Source organism: Bradyrhizobium genosp. A, from assembly GCF_049949275.1.
Lineage (GTDB): Bacteria > Pseudomonadota > Alphaproteobacteria > Rhizobiales > Xanthobacteraceae > Bradyrhizobium.
Genome location: NZ_CP188196.1, coordinates 7,510,624 through 7,525,767, shown reverse-complemented (window position 1 = coordinate 7,525,767; position 15,144 = coordinate 7,510,624). Strand labels below are relative to the sequence as shown.

The following is a 15,144-nucleotide window of genomic DNA, read 5'->3' as shown; positions in this document are numbered from 1 at the left end:
TTCGGGCGCTTTCGGCCTTACCGGCTGACTTAGTGTCCGGCATGCGGCGCGAAGCCGGTTCTATCCGAGCATTTGGATTGAGAGCCGAGATGGTTGCAGGAGCATACCAGGCACCAGCCCATCCCAATCCAAAACCTCCAGCCAATGCGACCGCGACGAGCCAAATAGTGGGTTTTGTATGACCGCTTGGCGCCAATAGCGCCAGGACCTCATCTCGATTGGAGGTCGAGAAATCCGATCGGTCGAGCGTGACGGGCCACACGACCGTCTCGATCACGTCCAAGGTATTGGCATGGTGCAATTGCATGCTCGGGTCCCTTGTGGTCCCCAATGATCATGCCGGGAACTAAACCAACCCTTAACGACCGATGCACCTCAGCACGAATATGACAGCGGTTGATCGCGCAGAAAACCGAAGGAGTGATGTCCGGCGGCCGCCGGGACTCGATCACATGATGGTGTGGCTGTGTTTTGCAACCTTTAGTGGCCGGACCAGACTTGCCTTCGGACCCGTGGCTCACGTCAGGAGCACAATGAATCCATGGCCCCGCCAGATTTGAGCCGCATGGCCGCCTATGTCGGTACGAAGGGTCATGCCGGGCGGGGCGCAACACCGGGAGTTTTCGATGTCCGGTTATTTGCGAATGTGCTTCGTCAGTTTGGTTCTTGTTGAAACTCTTTCGACGGGCCCTGCGTCTTCCAATCCTCTTACGGATATCTTCAATATTGCTGCACCCCAGCCTACGGTGACCTCTCCGCCGCAAGCGGAATGCCTGGGACGCCCCGGCAACTCGACCCCCGATGGCCAGCATTGGGTCTACCGAATGGACGGGCACCACAAATGCTGGTTCCTGACCGAGGGTGTGGCGAAGGTGAAGAAGACCGTTCCTCGGCGCGTGGCGAAAGATAACACCGCCAGTTTGGACGAGAACGGGACCACGCGGCCCAGGCAGAGCGCGGTCGTTGATGCGCGCGCGGAGTTGCTGCGCTCCGCACCGGCCGAGCCGTCTCAGCCGCCTGACCCCGAAGTGAAGGTAGCTGATGCTGCCCCCGATCTCGATACGGGCACCGCTCTGATGTCGGCGGTCCTCATCGCTGAGCACGGCCGCCGGCCCACGCACTCAGTGCCGAGCCAAGTCGATGTCGAGCAACTTCTCGCGCCCGCGCCGACCAACGATGTGGTGACCTCGTCCCAACCTCCGACTACGCCGATCGGCATGCTCGTGCTCACTGCAGAGGCTCGTAACGAGGCGCCGAGCCGGACGGCAACTTGGCTTGGCGTGCTTCTGATGATGCTGGGGATACTCTCCATTTTGAGTTCGAGCCGCTCGCTTCGGCACGCGGTGAGATTGCGCCACTGAAGCGCACTATCCTGGTTTGCCTGATCCGTCGTCGCGCCGTCGATGAGGTCTAGCGAGCTGGTATAGCGGAATTGCCACACGTACAAAGGTTCCGCGCGCATGCATTGAAGTTTGGCGCGGCGTTAGACAGACATTCGAGTACGGTGACGGTCCCCCTTTGGGATGGGACTGCATCATGCGGTACAAAGTGTTCGTGGTGGACAGCAGCCGGCACGTGATTTGCGCTGCAAAGCTCGACTGCATTGACGAGCAGGCGGCGAGACGTCGAGCCGAACAAATGTATGGCGAGCACGATGTTGAGCTTTGGGAAGGTGATCGCCTCGTTGCTGTATTTGGAGGTGAAACGTCGAACGAACAATCGAGGCGACCGCTCCGTCCTACATAGACGGCCGGTCTCACCGCCGGGTAGTTCGAACATTAGCCATGCCGGTCTAGCAGGTTGCCGACATGTCGCATCGAAGCTCAATGAGCTAAAGCTGCAGCCGCCAGATGCTCCCGGTACTCTGCCTCTGCGGACAGTTTCCAATGCTGCTTACCAGGGTCTTGTTGCGCGTTTAAGCGCATCTTCCCACCATGGCGCACGTGTCCAGGAGCGCGCGGAAGGCAACGCATTCATGCGCAGCTCGGAAGCAAGCGTCCCAGTGTCGGAATCCGAACCGACCGAGCGCGAGCACTCTTCTTGGTGGAGAACCGAACCATATTGGCGATCAGCCCGGCGCAAAGGCCGGCTTGTTCGTCGCGCTCAATGCTGCTTCCCGTTCAATTCTCTCAGTAAGGCATGTAGGAAGTCGCTGGCATGATCGTATTCGACGCGGCCATCGGCAACCGCGCGAGCGCGAGGACATAGGACATTGCCAACAGTCTCGGGATCGAGCGTGTTGACGCGCTCAGACCACAGCTCAAGTAGACCGTCAGGTATGTCGTCGCTGGATGTGAACAGCTTCGCGAGACAATGCTCGCCGTCGTGCCTCTGATCGTGGTGCGCTTTGGCAGCATAAAAGGCGAACAGGCCGCGGAATGCTTCGCGGGAAACAGCGATCCTGGCCATTACTTCCCCCAAATCACTGAAGCGTCGCTACATTCTGGCAATCTAAGAAAGTAACCTAAAATAACACAAGACCGGCTCGGGAAAAATATGAAATTGAGTCAGCAAAGTTGTCGCAAGGTGGTAGCCCGCCATTGCGCGGATGGAAATCGGAGTTCGGGGGCCACTTCCCTTTCTTTCTTGGGCTGGGACGGCGCTTGAGAAACAGCTCCGTCACATCCCCCGCTGATAGCGTACTCCAGGAGTGAGTGAGCTCTGAAGCGAGACCGTTGGTGCAATCCGGTGCTGGTATGGCTCGGTACGTGTCCTTTCGATAGACGACCTCGGCCTCCGAAAATCCTGCGTCCGCTTCCCGCTGTGGCAGCGCCCCTTCGCGCGGCATGAGCGGAGTTAGCGATGAGTATAGCGCAGGGGCGCGCGGCATAGGCGTCGGGCGCTTGCGGGTTTGGCCGCTGACCTGTGCCTAGGCGCCTTTTTCCGCCCAGCACGAGTTTTCAGTTGGCTACCCGCTGCGATCTTGACCGGCGTTTCCGACTGACATCCGTTGCGCAATGCAGCGTCGAATGCGAACGGACGCTCGCCCCACTCGTACTCACTCGGGCTTGGGGATCCGGCCCTTGCCGGCGCATTTCGTGCAGCGACCCGGATAGATCTTGCGGCCGGGCTCCGGCTCTCGGACGGGCAACCATCCCGAGCCGTCGCAGGCGTCGCATTTGATTTCGGCGCGGCTGCCCTTGACCATGCCTCGGCGGATGCGAAGAAGATCGATGCTGGTAACATCGTTCGGGTGGGCGGCCGGGGGCGCGCGCCTCCGGATACCGGCGGTTTGCTCCTGGCATCGTACCGCCCGGCGAGCTCGAGCAGCCGTTTCCTCGTGAAGGGTCCGCCCGCTCCGGCAGATCGCGCGCACGCTGCGCGAAGCCCTGTAAAACTCTTCCACGACGCCACCCCGCAACATCACTGAAAGCTGGATTTCAGTACGACGACGAACGCGCAGCAAATCGGAAGCCGCACGTCTGCTCTTTTGCTGGGCGGCTATTTGAGCGGCTCACAGATCCATTCGGTGGCGCTGACGTTGAGAATGGCGGCGATCCAGCAGTTTAATGTCGGCGCGCCCATCATCGCGCTGGATGACGTCGTCACCTCCTACGATGCCGATCATCGGCGCACTATTGCCGGGCTCATCGCCACCATGTTCGGTGGCAGCCAAATCCTGATTTCCCACGACGAGCGGTTTTTCAACTTTTTGAAGGACCAGCTCGAGGCGTGGCACTTCACTCGGATCATTGGCCTCGATGTATTCCGCGAACGGCTCGCATCATGATCACATCTCCGGGCTGATGAACCCTACTCGTTCTTGGAGGAGATCGAGTGGTTCAGATCGGGTAGAAATTCGCTGGCCGCGATTTCGGAGCTAAAGCGGCCCATCCAACCAAATGTCCTATGCCTAAGCTAGGGACCGAACGGCAACACATCCACGGGAGGCTCGTCTGGACATGGCGATGCATGCTCTGCACCCGTCAGGGATAATGCGTATCGATTCATTCCAGCGAGGCTTCGCGCGTGTGGAGAACTGGGTTTTCGATCTTGACAACACTCTCTACCCGGCGCAAACCTCGGTTTGCTCGCAAATAGACCAGCGGATCACTATATTTGTCGCGCGCCTCTTCGGTCTTGATGGGCTCTCGGCGGAAGCTTTACAGCACTACTATTGTGAACGTTACGGTGCGACATTGCGCGGTCTGATCGTCGAGGATGGCGTAGCACCAGACTTCTTCCTCGACTTCGCACATGACATCGATCGCTCAGGACTTAAGCGCGACAAGGTACTTGCTGCCGCTATTGCGCGCCTACCCGGACGCCGCTTCATCTTCACCTCAGGCTCCGAAAACCATGCGCTTAAGACAGCTGCACAGCTCGGCATCGACCATCTTTTCGATGGCATTTTCGATATCGCGGCCTGCGATTTCGTGCCAAAACCCAATGAGCGCTGCTATCGTAGTTTCATCAAACGCTTCGGCGTCGATCCGTGCCAAGCGGCGATGTTCGAGGATATTGCCCGCAATCTTGATATTCCACACCGCCTCGGCATGACGACCGTGCTCGTCACGCCGACGAATCAAGCGATCCACGACGAAACCTCTAAATGTCAGACCGACCTTACCTCTTGCGTCGATTTTGAGACGGATGACCTCGGTAGTTTTCTCACACAATTGCCAAATAGACGATCTCGGGATGGCTGCTTCGGCCGTGAGCCTTCGGCTCGCTTGTGACGGTCCCACTTGTCCGCGTCGGCCTTGAACCGGGTATCGAAAGCCGCCGTTGGGGCGGGCTTACAATCGAAAGGACTGCAACAATGGCGGTGGACGAATCGCAGCAATGCATCATTGGGGCCGCGTTCAGTCTGGTCGTGTCGCGCATCATCGCATCATCGACGGGATGAATATTCCAGCGGTCAAGAGCGGCTATGAGTTCACGAACACCGATGCACCCCGGCTCTTCGTCGTATGTAAGCGCAACGTAAATCGGCTGGCTCAGTCTTGCTTGCCCAAAGCTCTTCGCTTGCCCAGGATGACCGCGTCGAATCCCTTCATGTCGCACGTCCCGCGGCCATAGGCTCGCCCGTCTTTGACAACGAGCTTGAATGGATCGCTCAGCCATTCTTGTCCGTCGACGGGCACGACATCAAGATGACCAGAAAGGATAATTCCGCCTGGTCCATCCCTAAACGTCGCGAACAGATTAGCCTTTCTCTGGCTGCTGCCGAAATCGAGCTGCACGTGCCCACCGCATCCTTCAAGATGAGCTCTCACCCAATCGACGCATTCGAAATTCTGACCTGCCGCTCACCGTGTCGAACTCAACAAGAGTGCTCAGACAATTGAGCGTTGACTGGCTTGGTTGCACGGCTTCATCCCTTATGTTGTGCGGCTTCTACTCGTCCGTAAACTTGAGCTACAGCGATAGTTAAGGCGACCATTGGCGCTGCAATCAGCTTCGCAACGCGATCCAGCCGTGGCCTACTATTGCGTTGCGCTCACGCCGAGCTGAGGTACGACCACAAAATTGGAGCTCTTGGTGAACACCGCACCCGGCACCATCAATTTCGATCGTGCCTTGCCTGAGCCGATAAAGACGCGATCCTTTTTTCGTCAGCCTTTCGCGGTCCAATCGGGGGGAAGGCCTATCACAGTGATACTCCCATATTCCATCTGGGTGGCCTCCAGCACATGCCGCAGCGGCGCAACCGAAATCTTTCGCGCATTCACGCTTCTCCAGTTCTGCTATTTGCTCCGACAGGGCCTCCACATACTTCAAGAGATTCTGGCAGAGGGTCCGGGCAGACGTCATATCCTGTCCCGGCCCCATAGCTGCCAACACAATGGGGTGCTTTCCGTGCCGCTCTCGGAAAGCACCGCTCGGAGCGGAACGAACGCGATGGCGATCGTCGGTCCGCGCCGATCAGCTCCGGCCGTAAACTTCGGCACCGCCGCCGCGCGCAGGGCCGGCGGTAGGATCGACGCCTTCAGGAAGATCGACGACGAGCGAATGGGTCGTCAGGATCAGCTTGGCCACCGACACCGCATTCTCGAGAGCGGCGCAGGTCACCTTGACGGGATCAATGACGCCGGCTTCGAACATGTCGGCAAATCTGCCGCTCCTGGCATCGAAGCCCGTGCCCGGTTGCTCGGCGACGACCCGTGTCACGATCATAGCGCCATCCTGTCCGGCATTGCCGGCGATGATCGCCAATGGGCGCTTGATCGCGTCGCGGACCAGCATCGCACCGGCTTGTGCGCCATCAACTTCCTGATCCACCAACGGATCGAGCCGCGCTGCGACCTGCGCGAGGGCAGTACCGCCACCGGCCACCACACCTTCGCCACGGGCAGCCCGGGCTGCGTTAAGGCCATCTTCGAGGAGTTGCGCCGTGCGTTTTTGCTCGACCGGCGTGGCGCCGCCTGCGAGCAGGAGTGCGGTCCCGCGGGTGAGCTTTGCAAGGCGATCGGCCAGCTTGTCGCGCTCGATATTCTGCGGTGCCTCGTCCCACAGCTTCTGGACCAGTTGCCGCCGCCCGTCGATGGCCGCCTTGTCGCCATTGCCGCCCAGGATCACGGTCGCGGATGCGGATACCCTTGCGCGCGTCGCATTGCCCAGATCGGCGATCGTCACCTCCTCGATCCGGGCGCCCAGGTCGCGCGCGATCACCCGGCCACCCGTCATGATCGCGAGATCCTCCATCATCGCCTTGCGCCAATGGCCGAATTCCGGCGGATTGATCGCGACGACGGTGCCACGTCCCTGAAGCCGAGCCTGCATCACCGCCGCGATGACCTCAGGCGCGATCTCGTCCGCTACCAGCAGCAGCTGACGCCCGCTTTCCTTGAGCTGGCCGAGGATACGCAGGATCGGCTCGGCCGATGGCACTTTGTGGTCGGTCAGCAGGATCGCCGGATTGTCGAGTTCGGCGGTCAGGCTTGAGCTGTCGGTCGCCATATGGTGCGATACGAATCCGCGATCGAGCACGAGCCCTTCGTCGACCTCCAGCCGCGTCGGTGAGCCCGGCAACGCATATTCGACATGGACGACGCCTTCGATGCCGACCCGCTCGAGCGCTTCCGCTATAAGCTCTCCCAGTGACGTCTCGGTGGCCGCAACGCTTGCAACCATGCGCAATTCGCCCTGACGCAGCGACCGAGAGCCCTCTCGCAGTGCTTTGATGACCAGATCGCGGGCGTGGTCCATGCCGGCGACAACGTCGACCGCCTTGTGCTCGTGCTCGACCAGTTTCACGCCATCCTGCACCAGCGCATTGGCGAGCGCTATCGCGGTCGTGGTGCCGTCACCGGCGATCTCATTGGTCTGGGCGGACACCTCGCGAACAACCTGCGCGCCCAGATTCTCGAACCGGCAGGGTAACTCGATCTCGGCCGCGATGCTGACACCATCGCGCGACACCAACGGCGTCCCGATCGGGCGATCCATGATGACGTTGGTTCCCTTGGGGCCGAGCGTACCGACGACAGCGCGGGCAAGCTGGTCCACGCCGCGCGCAAGTGCCGCCCTAGCTTCAGCATCGTAAAGCATGACCTTGGCCATCTATCATCTCCTGTGTGCGCCGCCATCCGTTGGGCGGAGCCTTGTCATTCCGGTCTGGCTAGCGGATCGGCACGCGCCGGTGGCGCGGCCGCCGGCGCGCGATCGTGTCATTGGTATTGGAGTGCCTCGTCCATGTCCCCGAAGAGGATCACGGTGTTCTCGTCGATCATCACCATCCGGCCGTAATGGGTGGCGGTGGAAATCTCGAAGATGTGCGGTGTCATCTCGCGGCCGAGCGCCTCGCTGATCTCGGCCATGTCGAAGACGATCTTACCCTCGCCGTCCACACGGATCATCGCCGGCAGGTAGGTGACCTTGATTTCGGGACGCTGTTCCATGATCTCGGCGATGCAACGTGCCTCGACGCTGTCGTTCATCGTCACGCCGCATTGATGCGAGATGATGCGTTCCTGGGTGATGTCCTTGAGCGGCGTGAAGAGCTGCTGCTCGGTGGTAACGGCCATGTTGTGGGTTCCTTTGGTGGCGCGATTATTCGACGGGCTCGGCGACCTGCAGCTCCGGCATCGGAATTTGCGTCGAGAAGACGCCGATCTCCGACACGATCGCCTGCAGGCGGTTGATCGCCGACGCATAAGATTCGGCGAACTGCGCGGATTTCACCCGCGGCTGTGACCAGATGGGTTGCAGATCGAGCGCCGCCTGGGTCGCGATCGGCGAATATTTGTCGAACCAGTCTTGCAGCAGGCGCCGATTGTCCTCACCATGCGCGGGATCGCGCACGAGGGTCGCAAACAGCTCAACCGTATTGGCTAGGTTGCGCTCGTAATCCGCTTCCGCCGCTGAGATGACGGCGGGCGACGAATAGTCGTTCTGTGCCGCCGCGACCTGCATGACGAAACCAGAGCGGAACAACTCGCCTACCAGCGGCTCGAATAGCACGTTGACGATGAAATACTGCTCCAGGAAATCCTCGGCGCCGCGTGCAGATTCCACGAGTTCGCGAGCCTTCTGCCAGATCGAGTTCTCCAGCCAATTGCGCTTGCCGGCATCGACGTCGAAGCCTTCGATGTCGAGCGCGATCTCGCCGAGATAGAGCGTTAGATCCTGCGCCAGCCGCAGCTTGTAGGACGAGTTGGTCAGGATCGCGTTGTTGACCATTTGGGTATAGCCGTAGCGCTGCGCGCGCATCAGCGCGGTGCCCAGGCCATATTCGGCATGCTTGAAGGCACCCAGATGATCTTGCAGTATTTTCACCCACGTCTTGTCGAAGCGCCTCGGTGCGCCGGCGCGCCGTGCGTTGTCGATTACGTTCTTGATCATGCCGCAGATGGTCGACTGGCGTTGATAATGCGTCCGTTCCCATTCCTGGTCGGGCGCGCGATAGAGGTGCCAGTCGCTGCTCTTCAGCGCGGTCCACTCCTTCGAGTATGTCGGCGTGCCGTCCCCGAAGGACATGATCCAATTCTGGAGGAGGTAGCGTTCGGGGTCCGGCTGGACGTCAACGGTGACGTCCTCGTAATGCGTCGCCCGACGCCCCTTCGGCTCGAAATAATTATAGGCTCGGCTATCCGATCCCGGAAAGCTCTTGGCGCCCGCCGCTGCGGACCTCTGCTCCTGCTCCATCACTCGTCCAGACATCGTCTTCTCCCTCTCTCTCTTGGGCATTCGGCCTCATGCTTGGGTGGCGGGCGTGAACTTGTCGAAATACATCCTGGCCGGGTCGATATCGGCCATTTGCAGGGTCGGCAGTGCGGCATCGATCATCGGCGGTGGACCGCAGCTATAGGCGTCCGCTTCCTCGGTATTCTCCATGTCGAGCAGGTGGCGGCGCAGCACGTCGTGGATGAATCCGGTTTCGCCGTTCCACTCCGAATCCGCTTCGACATGTGACAAGGCGGGAATGAACCTGAAGTCGGGCATCCGCGCTTCAAGGTCGGCGAAGACGTCGAGCGCGAACAGATCCTGCGTTGTCCGCGCGCCGTAGAAGAAGCGAACCGGGCGCGTCTCGCCGCTTGCCGCCTGGTCGAGCAGGATCGACATCAACGGTGCCATGCCCGATCCGCTGCCGACCAGGATCATCGGCCCGTCGCGCTGCTCGCGACGGAAGCAAGAGCCATAAGGCCCCTTCACCGTGATCGGATCACCGATCTTCGCCTCGCCGATCGCGGTCGAGAAGGCACCGCCGGGATAACGCTTGATGATGAACTCCAGGCGATCGGGCTCACTCGGTGGATTGCCCATCGAATAGGAGCGCGTGATCTCCGCGCCATGGAGCGTCAGGTCCGCAAACTGTCCGGCCCAGAACTTCATCGGCTCGTCCAGGTCGATCGCGATGCGAACGATGTCGTGCGTCAGCGGCTCGACGCTCGCCAGCTTTCCGTTGAACGCCTTGACTGCGATCGAGCGCGACAGCAGGTCCTCGTCATAGTTGAGCAGCTCGACCTCGGCGTCGCTATAGACGAGCGTCCGGCACAGCAGGACCCGACCGCTTTCCTTCTCCGGGTCGGAGAGCGCGAAGGTCGAATATTTGAGCATCTCCACATCCCCTTCGTTGAGGATGCATTTGCACGCGGAGCACTGCCCTTCCTTGCAGCCGTGCGGCAGGGCGACGCCCTGGCGGAAGGCTGCGTCGAGGACGGTCTCACCTTCCTCCACTTCCATCTCGACCCCTACCGGCTCGAGGCGCACCTTGTGCACCGCCGGCTTGCGCTGAGGCATTTCCTGTCCCATGATCATTCTCCGTGAGGCAGTCGCAGCGAATGCCGGGGGAGGCGGCGACACCACCTCCCCGGCTGCCGGTGGGAGGTCAGATCCGGCGGATCTTGAAACCCTTGCGATAGTCCTCGACATGTTTGGCCCGCGCCTCGGGCTTCAGTTCGCGCAGTGCGAGCAGCGGGCTGCGGATGGTGTGGCCTCGGACATGGTCAAGCGTCCACATGTCCTTCTCCTCGAACGACATGTGCGGCTGAGCGATCAGCGTCTTGCCGTCAGGACGCACGAAGCCCATGTCAACGATGGCGTCGGCGAGATCCCAGCCGTCATAGACCTCTTCCCACTGGCGGCGGCCCGAGAAGCGGCCCATCGCCGGGGTCGGACGGCCCTGATATTCGGCGGCGAACGCTTCCTTGTGGGTCCAACGGTCGACCTCGCTGGCATAGGTGAACAGCTCGCCGTCCACCTCGTCGACGCAGAAGTCCTCGCGGACGACGCATGGCACCAGGCTCGACCAGCAGCGATGCGGATAAACGTAGCCGGTGTCGGCGAAGGTGATGATCTCGCTGCCGGGCTTGGAGAGTTTCTCGTAATTCTCCCACCAGGCGCCGAACTCGTCGTACCAGCCCGGATACTTGGCCTCGAACCATTCGAAGTCGCGCTCGGTCTGCGCCTCGATCCGCCAGAAATTCGCCCACCAGCCGGCCGAGATAGACTGCGCGACCTTGTGGACATAGCCCTTCTTGACGATCGAATCGAACGCCTCATGGACGTCGTCGTGGTGGATCTTGATGCCGTATTTTTCGAGCGGCAGCATATAAGTGCGATAATAGTCCTCGAAGATCCAGCGGTGCCACAGCTCCGCGTAGCTCTCCTTATTCTTGTCGCGATTCTTGGTGCCATATTCGATGATCGTACCGATCATCGCGTCAACGAACATGTGGTTCTGCCAGAAGGAATAGCGAATATCGCGCTCCAACAGCAGATGATTATCTGGCTCCTTCAGTACCGACATCAGCATCGAATGGCCGTTGCCGATATGGCGGCTTTCGTCGCTCTGGACCGAGAGGAACACGGTCGGCAACGCGTAGTCGCCGTTGCGCGCGGCCTCCGACGGCATCGCCACAAACAGCGTGTTGGTGAACGCCGTCTCGGCGGCGACCTGGAGATAGATATTCGATGCGGTGATCGCATCACCGGTCAGGAAGGCCTCGCCAAACTGCCGCCCGATCGTCGTCGCAGCGCATTTGCCGAACGCCTTCTCAGTGATGTCGAACCCGGCCGGATCGATATAATTCTCCATGTACCATTTCTTGAGGTTCATCTGGATGGTCGAGTGCCGGAACTCGTCCACCATCTGCATCGTGAAGCCGGTGCGCAGATGATCGCCGGGGGCGAGCTGCCCGAGCGGCGCCATTGCTCGGGCGGCCGAGATCTCGGGGAAGGGGATGATCGCCAGGAACAGCTTCATCCATTCAATCCAGCGCGGCTCGACGTTGCGGAACATGTCGCCGCGCAAGGCTGCGTCGAGCGCGCCATAGACGCGATTGTCCTTCTCTTCCTGCATGGGGAAATAGGAACGCAGCACCTGCTTCATCGGGTCGCGCGGCGTCTTGCTGATCTTGTAATCGGTCGGGACCGCCATCGCGTCCTGCACATAGGACGGGGTCCAGCCCAGATCGGCGATGAGGCGCGTCGCCTCGCCGATACTGATGCCCTTCTGGCTTGTGATCTTGTTGAGTGTGAGTGCCTCAGTCATCGCTCATCTCCTTTCCCTGGCGCGGCGGGGTTTTTTGCGGTTTGGCTGTGACGACATGGCCCCGATCATCAGGCACGGCCACCGCTTGAGTCCGCTTGGCAACATACGTGCCAAGTGGAGAAGTGCTGGATTTCTTGGAAGAGGCGGAGCGGGGCGCGTCATCGATGCGACACGGCGCGCAACACTATTGTCCCGTCGGTGACGCAGATCTGTTCCGTTGACGCGCGATGCGGGTCCGCCGATCGTCTTCGGCTCTGCACAGAAACGACCTGTTTCCGTCACCCAAGCGCCTCACCTTCCTGCCTGGCATCAAGCATGGCATTTGCCATCGCTTCACCTCCTCCCATCAGCTCATGCCAGCCTGTGTCCCAAGCGAACCGCGCGATGACGAGGTGGAGGCCTCACGCCGGTTACGGTGGTTTTGGGAAATTGGCGAAGCACGAGGTGAACTAAAATCGACCTCGGGATGGGAATCTCGCGCCAGTCGGGAGTCGCGGCGCGAACATCTCATTTGAAATTGCAATTTGCTTTCCTTGAGCGATCACCATCGCGCGATCCGAAATCCAGAACCTGGGCCGCCTTACTGAGTAACGACAGTCTGGATGGAGGCGTTTTGGATGCTTGAGGCGCAAGGATATATCGCAATTTCGGTCATCTATTTGGTCGTCGCCTGGGTTCATTGGCGGTTTTCAAACAAAGCTGACGTTTCGACCGGCCAATTGACGGCCAACGAATCGAATGAGCAAGGAGCCAGAGAATGAACAAGGAGACCCTGATCATCTGCGCGAGTTACGCCGCCATCGCATTGATCTACTTTGCGATGGCGATTGCTCACGCGGTGGGCATTTAGAAGAGGCCGGCGAGTGAGAGTGCACTCGCCGGCTTGATTGCTAGCTTTCAGGGCTGGAGTTTTTCGGTATTGGTTGGCAATTGCGAGCACCGAACACTGCTCATATAACCGAGTTTCTCGAGGTCGATGGACGAGTTAACGTCGCGATTCAATCTTGGCATCTCGATTGCCTTCGATGTGGAAGGCATGGCATGAGCCAAAGACAATGTCCGATCCTTCATTCCAGAGGCTTGAGTCTCTTGGATTGCCAGAGGGGAGAACATGATCTGTCCTTCCCGATTGGCAAAGGAAGCCCGCGCAGTCTTGATCTGTAAGGCGATCTCGGAAATCTCATTTTGCCTGGTCTTGAGCTCTGCTGTGACGTCCCTTTGCTGCCTCACAAACGAGGCGACGACATCTGCTAGTGATTCCGAGCGCGCAGGCTTAAGGGACTGGTTGATCCAGTGCATCTCGGCAACTTCAGCTCGCAACTGGAGCGAGAATACGGTCATCGTAATCGTACTCACAATGAGAGCGAAGCCAGCTATTCCAAACCCTAGGCGCAAGCACCATCGCGTCGTGAATAAGCGCGCAACCGAGTCTGAAGCAGCGCCGAACCGCCCATGTGGGTGGAGTTCTCCCCGAGGCTTCGGATCGCCCTGAGACTTTCCCGTCAGCTCGCGCAAGGCCTGCGGCATTTCGGCACGCAGTCCCGCGGCTCGCAGTTCCTCTCGAATGACGGCGTCCGGATAATCGAGAACATCCGTATGATCTTCCGGCGGGTTTGCGTCGAGGCGAGCCAAGATCGTTTCGATCAGCGATTTATCCATGTTCACTCCTCCAGATCAGCGATCTTGGTGCCAGACGGCGGCTTACGCTTGACGCGCAAGTCGTTCCCTCCAAGTGCCAGAATGATGCGGCGCAAACTCTTCTTGAGCGCGTCCACCTTTTGAGGAGAAACACTCATGGCCTCCGCTATTTCACGCGAGGTTCTGAGGCCTGTGAGCATATGCATCGCCACCTGGTTGGCCCCTGGGTCCTGTTGTTCGATGAGTTGCGAAAGACTCGTGATCGACAGCGCGTCGTCTTGAGTGGGACGCGCGGGGAAACGGATCACCGCTTCATCATCGAAATCGAACAACCTTGCGCCTGGTGACCTCATCTGATCGCTACGAATGCTTCGCATGATGCCGACGAGATAGACGAAGAGCTCGTATTTTTTTAAATCAACCGTCCTGGTTGTGAAGCTCCGCGTAATGGCTTCTTGCGCAAGTTGTTCGGCTTCGTGCCGCCTGTTCGCTCGACCGACACTCATCCGATAGGCGACAGCGAGGACTCTTGGATAGAGGTCGTCCCAATCGATGTCGTCCACCCAGTCCGGTCGTTTTTGCATTCTTCACCGCCTTGATCGAGGCATTCTCATGCCCGCGCCCCCATCGGGTTGGCGAACAGCTGAATCTCATTCGGGTAGGCGAGCCTGCGGCACGTTTTCATCCCACTCGATCAAATAAATTCAACATAAAAAAATTGACAAAATCAGCGGCTTGTTCTTGCAAGACACTGTCGGCGCAACGGGCCCGCGATCTGCAAGCTCGGCTTCAAGGTGTTCAGCTATGGGCTCTTCACGAAGGGCACCGTCAAGCAGACGCTCGGGACGATCAATCAGCCGATCATCATCGGCGTGTCGCCGTCCAGCCTGGCGACATCGTCAGCGCGGATGATGACGGCGTGATGGTCATGCCGAAGGCGACCAGCGCCGCGGTCGTGAAAATCGCAGCCGCACGCGACGAGAAGGAAGCGGGAGCGATGAAGGCACTCCTGGACGGAGGCGGCATTCGAGCTTTCCGGGATGAAACGGGTGCTTTCCGCCAAGAATTGCACTTGCACTGACGCCGGGGCGTCGCTTCGGCGCGACGGCACCGGCAAGCGAGAGCTGGCGGTGATGAAGGCGGCCACATGGTTTCCTGCGGCGGCAAGAGCATCGCGCATATCCTGCATCACCTGATCGGCTTCGCTTCGCAAAGATCGCCGGCCACGTCATCCTGTTGGATGGCGAGCGTGCTGTCGAAAGCGACCGAGACGGAAAGCCGTCCCCACTCTCCTACCGAGCGGGGACAGGAACTGTCTGGATCAGATCATCCAGCAGACCAGGTTCGCCGCGGAAGACCAACTTGATGCATGGGATCGGAGGCATCGAAGGGCGCTTCAATTCCCCAAGTTGCGGTCTTGGAAAAAGCAGGCCGCTAAGATCGACCAAGCGCGAGGGCCTGGCCAATTGCCAAAGGGTGAATGGCGCTTCGGGCCTTCTCCTCGGCCCGTAGGTAAGCACCGTGAAGGAGGCCCAGAAACCGGCTCGTTTCATCACCGTTCCCCGGGC

14 protein-coding genes are annotated in these 15,144 nt (G+C 59.8%); 4 read left to right on the top strand and 10 right to left on the bottom strand.

Annotated features, from left to right (window positions below):
* Positions 1-626 precede the first annotated feature (626 nt).
* Positions 627-1,361 carry a hypothetical protein gene (locus ACP2YP_RS35210; protein WP_426420918.1) on the top strand — a complete coding sequence of 245 codons (735 nt, stop codon included), beginning with the start codon at positions 627-629 and terminating at the stop codon, positions 1,359-1,361.
* Between the two features lie 742 nt (positions 1,362-2,103).
* Here the strand turns inward: ACP2YP_RS35210 and ACP2YP_RS35205 are convergent.
* Entirely contained in the window at positions 2,104-2,409 is a 306-nt protein-coding gene (locus tag ACP2YP_RS35205; protein WP_375865307.1) for a hypothetical protein, read from the bottom strand.
* A gap of 1,060 nt (positions 2,410-3,469) precedes the next feature.
* Here ACP2YP_RS35205 and ACP2YP_RS35200 point away from each other — a divergent pair.
* Together ACP2YP_RS35200 and ACP2YP_RS35195 are read left to right on the top strand one after the other, a co-directional pair.
* A complete protein-coding gene (locus tag ACP2YP_RS35200) occupies positions 3,470-3,730 on the top strand; it encodes a hypothetical protein (RefSeq protein ID WP_426420917.1) in 261 nt (86 codons plus the stop codon).
* 172 nt (positions 3,731-3,902) lie between these two features.
* Entirely contained in the window at positions 3,903-4,679 is a 777-nt protein-coding gene (locus ACP2YP_RS35195) for a pyrimidine 5'-nucleotidase (protein ID WP_426420916.1), read from the top strand.
* A gap of 261 nt (positions 4,680-4,940) precedes the next feature.
* Here ACP2YP_RS35195 and ACP2YP_RS35190 read toward each other — a convergent pair whose 3' ends face one another.
* From ACP2YP_RS35190 to ACP2YP_RS35165, 6 genes are all read right to left on the bottom strand, one after another.
* Entirely contained in the window at positions 4,941-5,186 is a 246-nt protein-coding gene (locus ACP2YP_RS35190) for a M20/M25/M40 family metallo-hydrolase (protein ID WP_426420915.1), read from the bottom strand.
* Between the two features lie 682 nt (positions 5,187-5,868).
* Positions 5,869-7,506: a chaperonin GroEL gene (gene groEL / locus ACP2YP_RS35185; protein ID WP_426420914.1), complete on the bottom strand. Its 1,638-nt coding sequence runs from the start codon at positions 7,504-7,506 to the stop codon at positions 5,869-5,871.
* A 107-nt stretch (positions 7,507-7,613) separates the two neighbouring features.
* Positions 7,614-7,970 carry an MmoB/DmpM family protein gene (locus ACP2YP_RS35180; protein WP_426420913.1) on the bottom strand — a complete coding sequence of 119 codons (357 nt, stop codon included), beginning with the start codon at positions 7,968-7,970 and terminating at the stop codon, positions 7,614-7,616.
* 25 nt (positions 7,971-7,995) lie between these two features.
* Positions 7,996-9,105, bottom strand: a complete 1,110-nt coding sequence (locus tag ACP2YP_RS35175; RefSeq protein ID WP_426420912.1) for an aromatic/alkene monooxygenase hydroxylase subunit beta — start codon at positions 9,103-9,105, stop codon at positions 7,996-7,998.
* A 33-nt stretch (positions 9,106-9,138) separates the two neighbouring features.
* The gene (locus ACP2YP_RS35170; protein WP_426420911.1) at positions 9,139-10,197 is read right to left on the bottom strand and encodes an NADH:ubiquinone reductase (Na(+)-transporting) subunit F; all 1,059 of its coding nucleotides are present in this window, start codon (positions 10,195-10,197) and stop codon (positions 9,139-9,141) included.
* A gap of 76 nt (positions 10,198-10,273) precedes the next feature.
* The gene (locus ACP2YP_RS35165; protein ID WP_426420910.1) at positions 10,274-11,938 is read right to left on the bottom strand and encodes a methane monooxygenase; all 1,665 of its coding nucleotides are present in this window, start codon (positions 11,936-11,938) and stop codon (positions 10,274-10,276) included.
* 617 nt (positions 11,939-12,555) lie between these two features.
* Here ACP2YP_RS35165 and ACP2YP_RS35160 point away from each other — a divergent pair.
* A complete protein-coding gene (locus ACP2YP_RS35160; protein ID WP_426420909.1) occupies positions 12,556-12,699 on the top strand; it encodes a hypothetical protein in 144 nt (47 codons plus the stop codon).
* A gap of 136 nt (positions 12,700-12,835) precedes the next feature.
* On the opposite strand, the gene ACP2YP_RS35155 is transcribed toward ACP2YP_RS35160, so the two are convergent.
* The 3 genes from ACP2YP_RS35155 to ACP2YP_RS35145 all read right to left on the bottom strand — a co-directional run bounded on the left by ACP2YP_RS35155 (position 12,836) and on the right by ACP2YP_RS35145 (position 14,765).
* Complete coding sequence (locus ACP2YP_RS35155; protein WP_426420908.1) at positions 12,836-13,597, bottom strand: hypothetical protein; 762 nt, start codon at positions 13,595-13,597, stop codon at positions 12,836-12,838.
* 2 nt (positions 13,598-13,599) lie between these two features.
* Positions 13,600-14,160: an RNA polymerase sigma factor gene (locus tag ACP2YP_RS35150; RefSeq protein ID WP_426420907.1), complete on the bottom strand. Its 561-nt coding sequence runs from the start codon at positions 14,158-14,160 to the stop codon at positions 13,600-13,602.
* 269 nt (positions 14,161-14,429) lie between these two features.
* The gene (locus ACP2YP_RS35145; protein ID WP_426420906.1) at positions 14,430-14,765 is read right to left on the bottom strand and encodes a hypothetical protein; all 336 of its coding nucleotides are present in this window, start codon (positions 14,763-14,765) and stop codon (positions 14,430-14,432) included.
* Between the last annotated feature and the right edge of the window lie 379 nt (positions 14,766-15,144).

Excerpts from the sequence above, each read along its gene's own strand:
- ACP2YP_RS35145 (WP_426420906.1), bottom strand. The coding sequence starts at position 14,765 with ATGCAGGATATGCGCGATGCTCTTGCCGCCGCAGGAAACCATGTGGCC.
- ACP2YP_RS35160 (WP_426420909.1), top strand. The coding sequence starts at position 12,556 with ATGCTTGAGGCGCAAGGATATATCGCAATTTCGGTCATCTATTTGGTC.
- ACP2YP_RS35155 (WP_426420908.1), bottom strand. The coding sequence starts at position 13,597 with ATGGATAAATCGCTGATCGAAACGATCTTGGCTCGCCTCGACGCAAAC.
- ACP2YP_RS35180 (WP_426420913.1), bottom strand. The coding sequence starts at position 7,970 with ATGGCCGTTACCACCGAGCAGCAGCTCTTCACGCCGCTCAAGGACATC.
- ACP2YP_RS35195 (WP_426420916.1), top strand. The coding sequence starts at position 3,903 with ATGGCGATGCATGCTCTGCACCCGTCAGGGATAATGCGTATCGATTCA.
- ACP2YP_RS35210 (WP_426420918.1), top strand. The coding sequence starts at position 627 with ATGTCCGGTTATTTGCGAATGTGCTTCGTCAGTTTGGTTCTTGTTGAA.
- ACP2YP_RS35175 (WP_426420912.1), bottom strand. The coding sequence starts at position 9,105 with ATGTCTGGACGAGTGATGGAGCAGGAGCAGAGGTCCGCAGCGGCGGGC.
- ACP2YP_RS35205 (WP_375865307.1), bottom strand. The coding sequence starts at position 2,409 with ATGGCCAGGATCGCTGTTTCCCGCGAAGCATTCCGCGGCCTGTTCGCC.
- ACP2YP_RS35170 (WP_426420911.1), bottom strand. The coding sequence starts at position 10,197 with ATGGGACAGGAAATGCCTCAGCGCAAGCCGGCGGTGCACAAGGTGCGC.
- ACP2YP_RS35165 (WP_426420910.1), bottom strand. The coding sequence starts at position 11,938 with ATGACTGAGGCACTCACACTCAACAAGATCACAAGCCAGAAGGGCATC.
- groEL (WP_426420914.1), bottom strand. The coding sequence starts at position 7,506 with ATGGCCAAGGTCATGCTTTACGATGCTGAAGCTAGGGCGGCACTTGCG.
- ACP2YP_RS35150 (WP_426420907.1), bottom strand. The coding sequence starts at position 14,160 with ATGCAAAAACGACCGGACTGGGTGGACGACATCGATTGGGACGACCTC.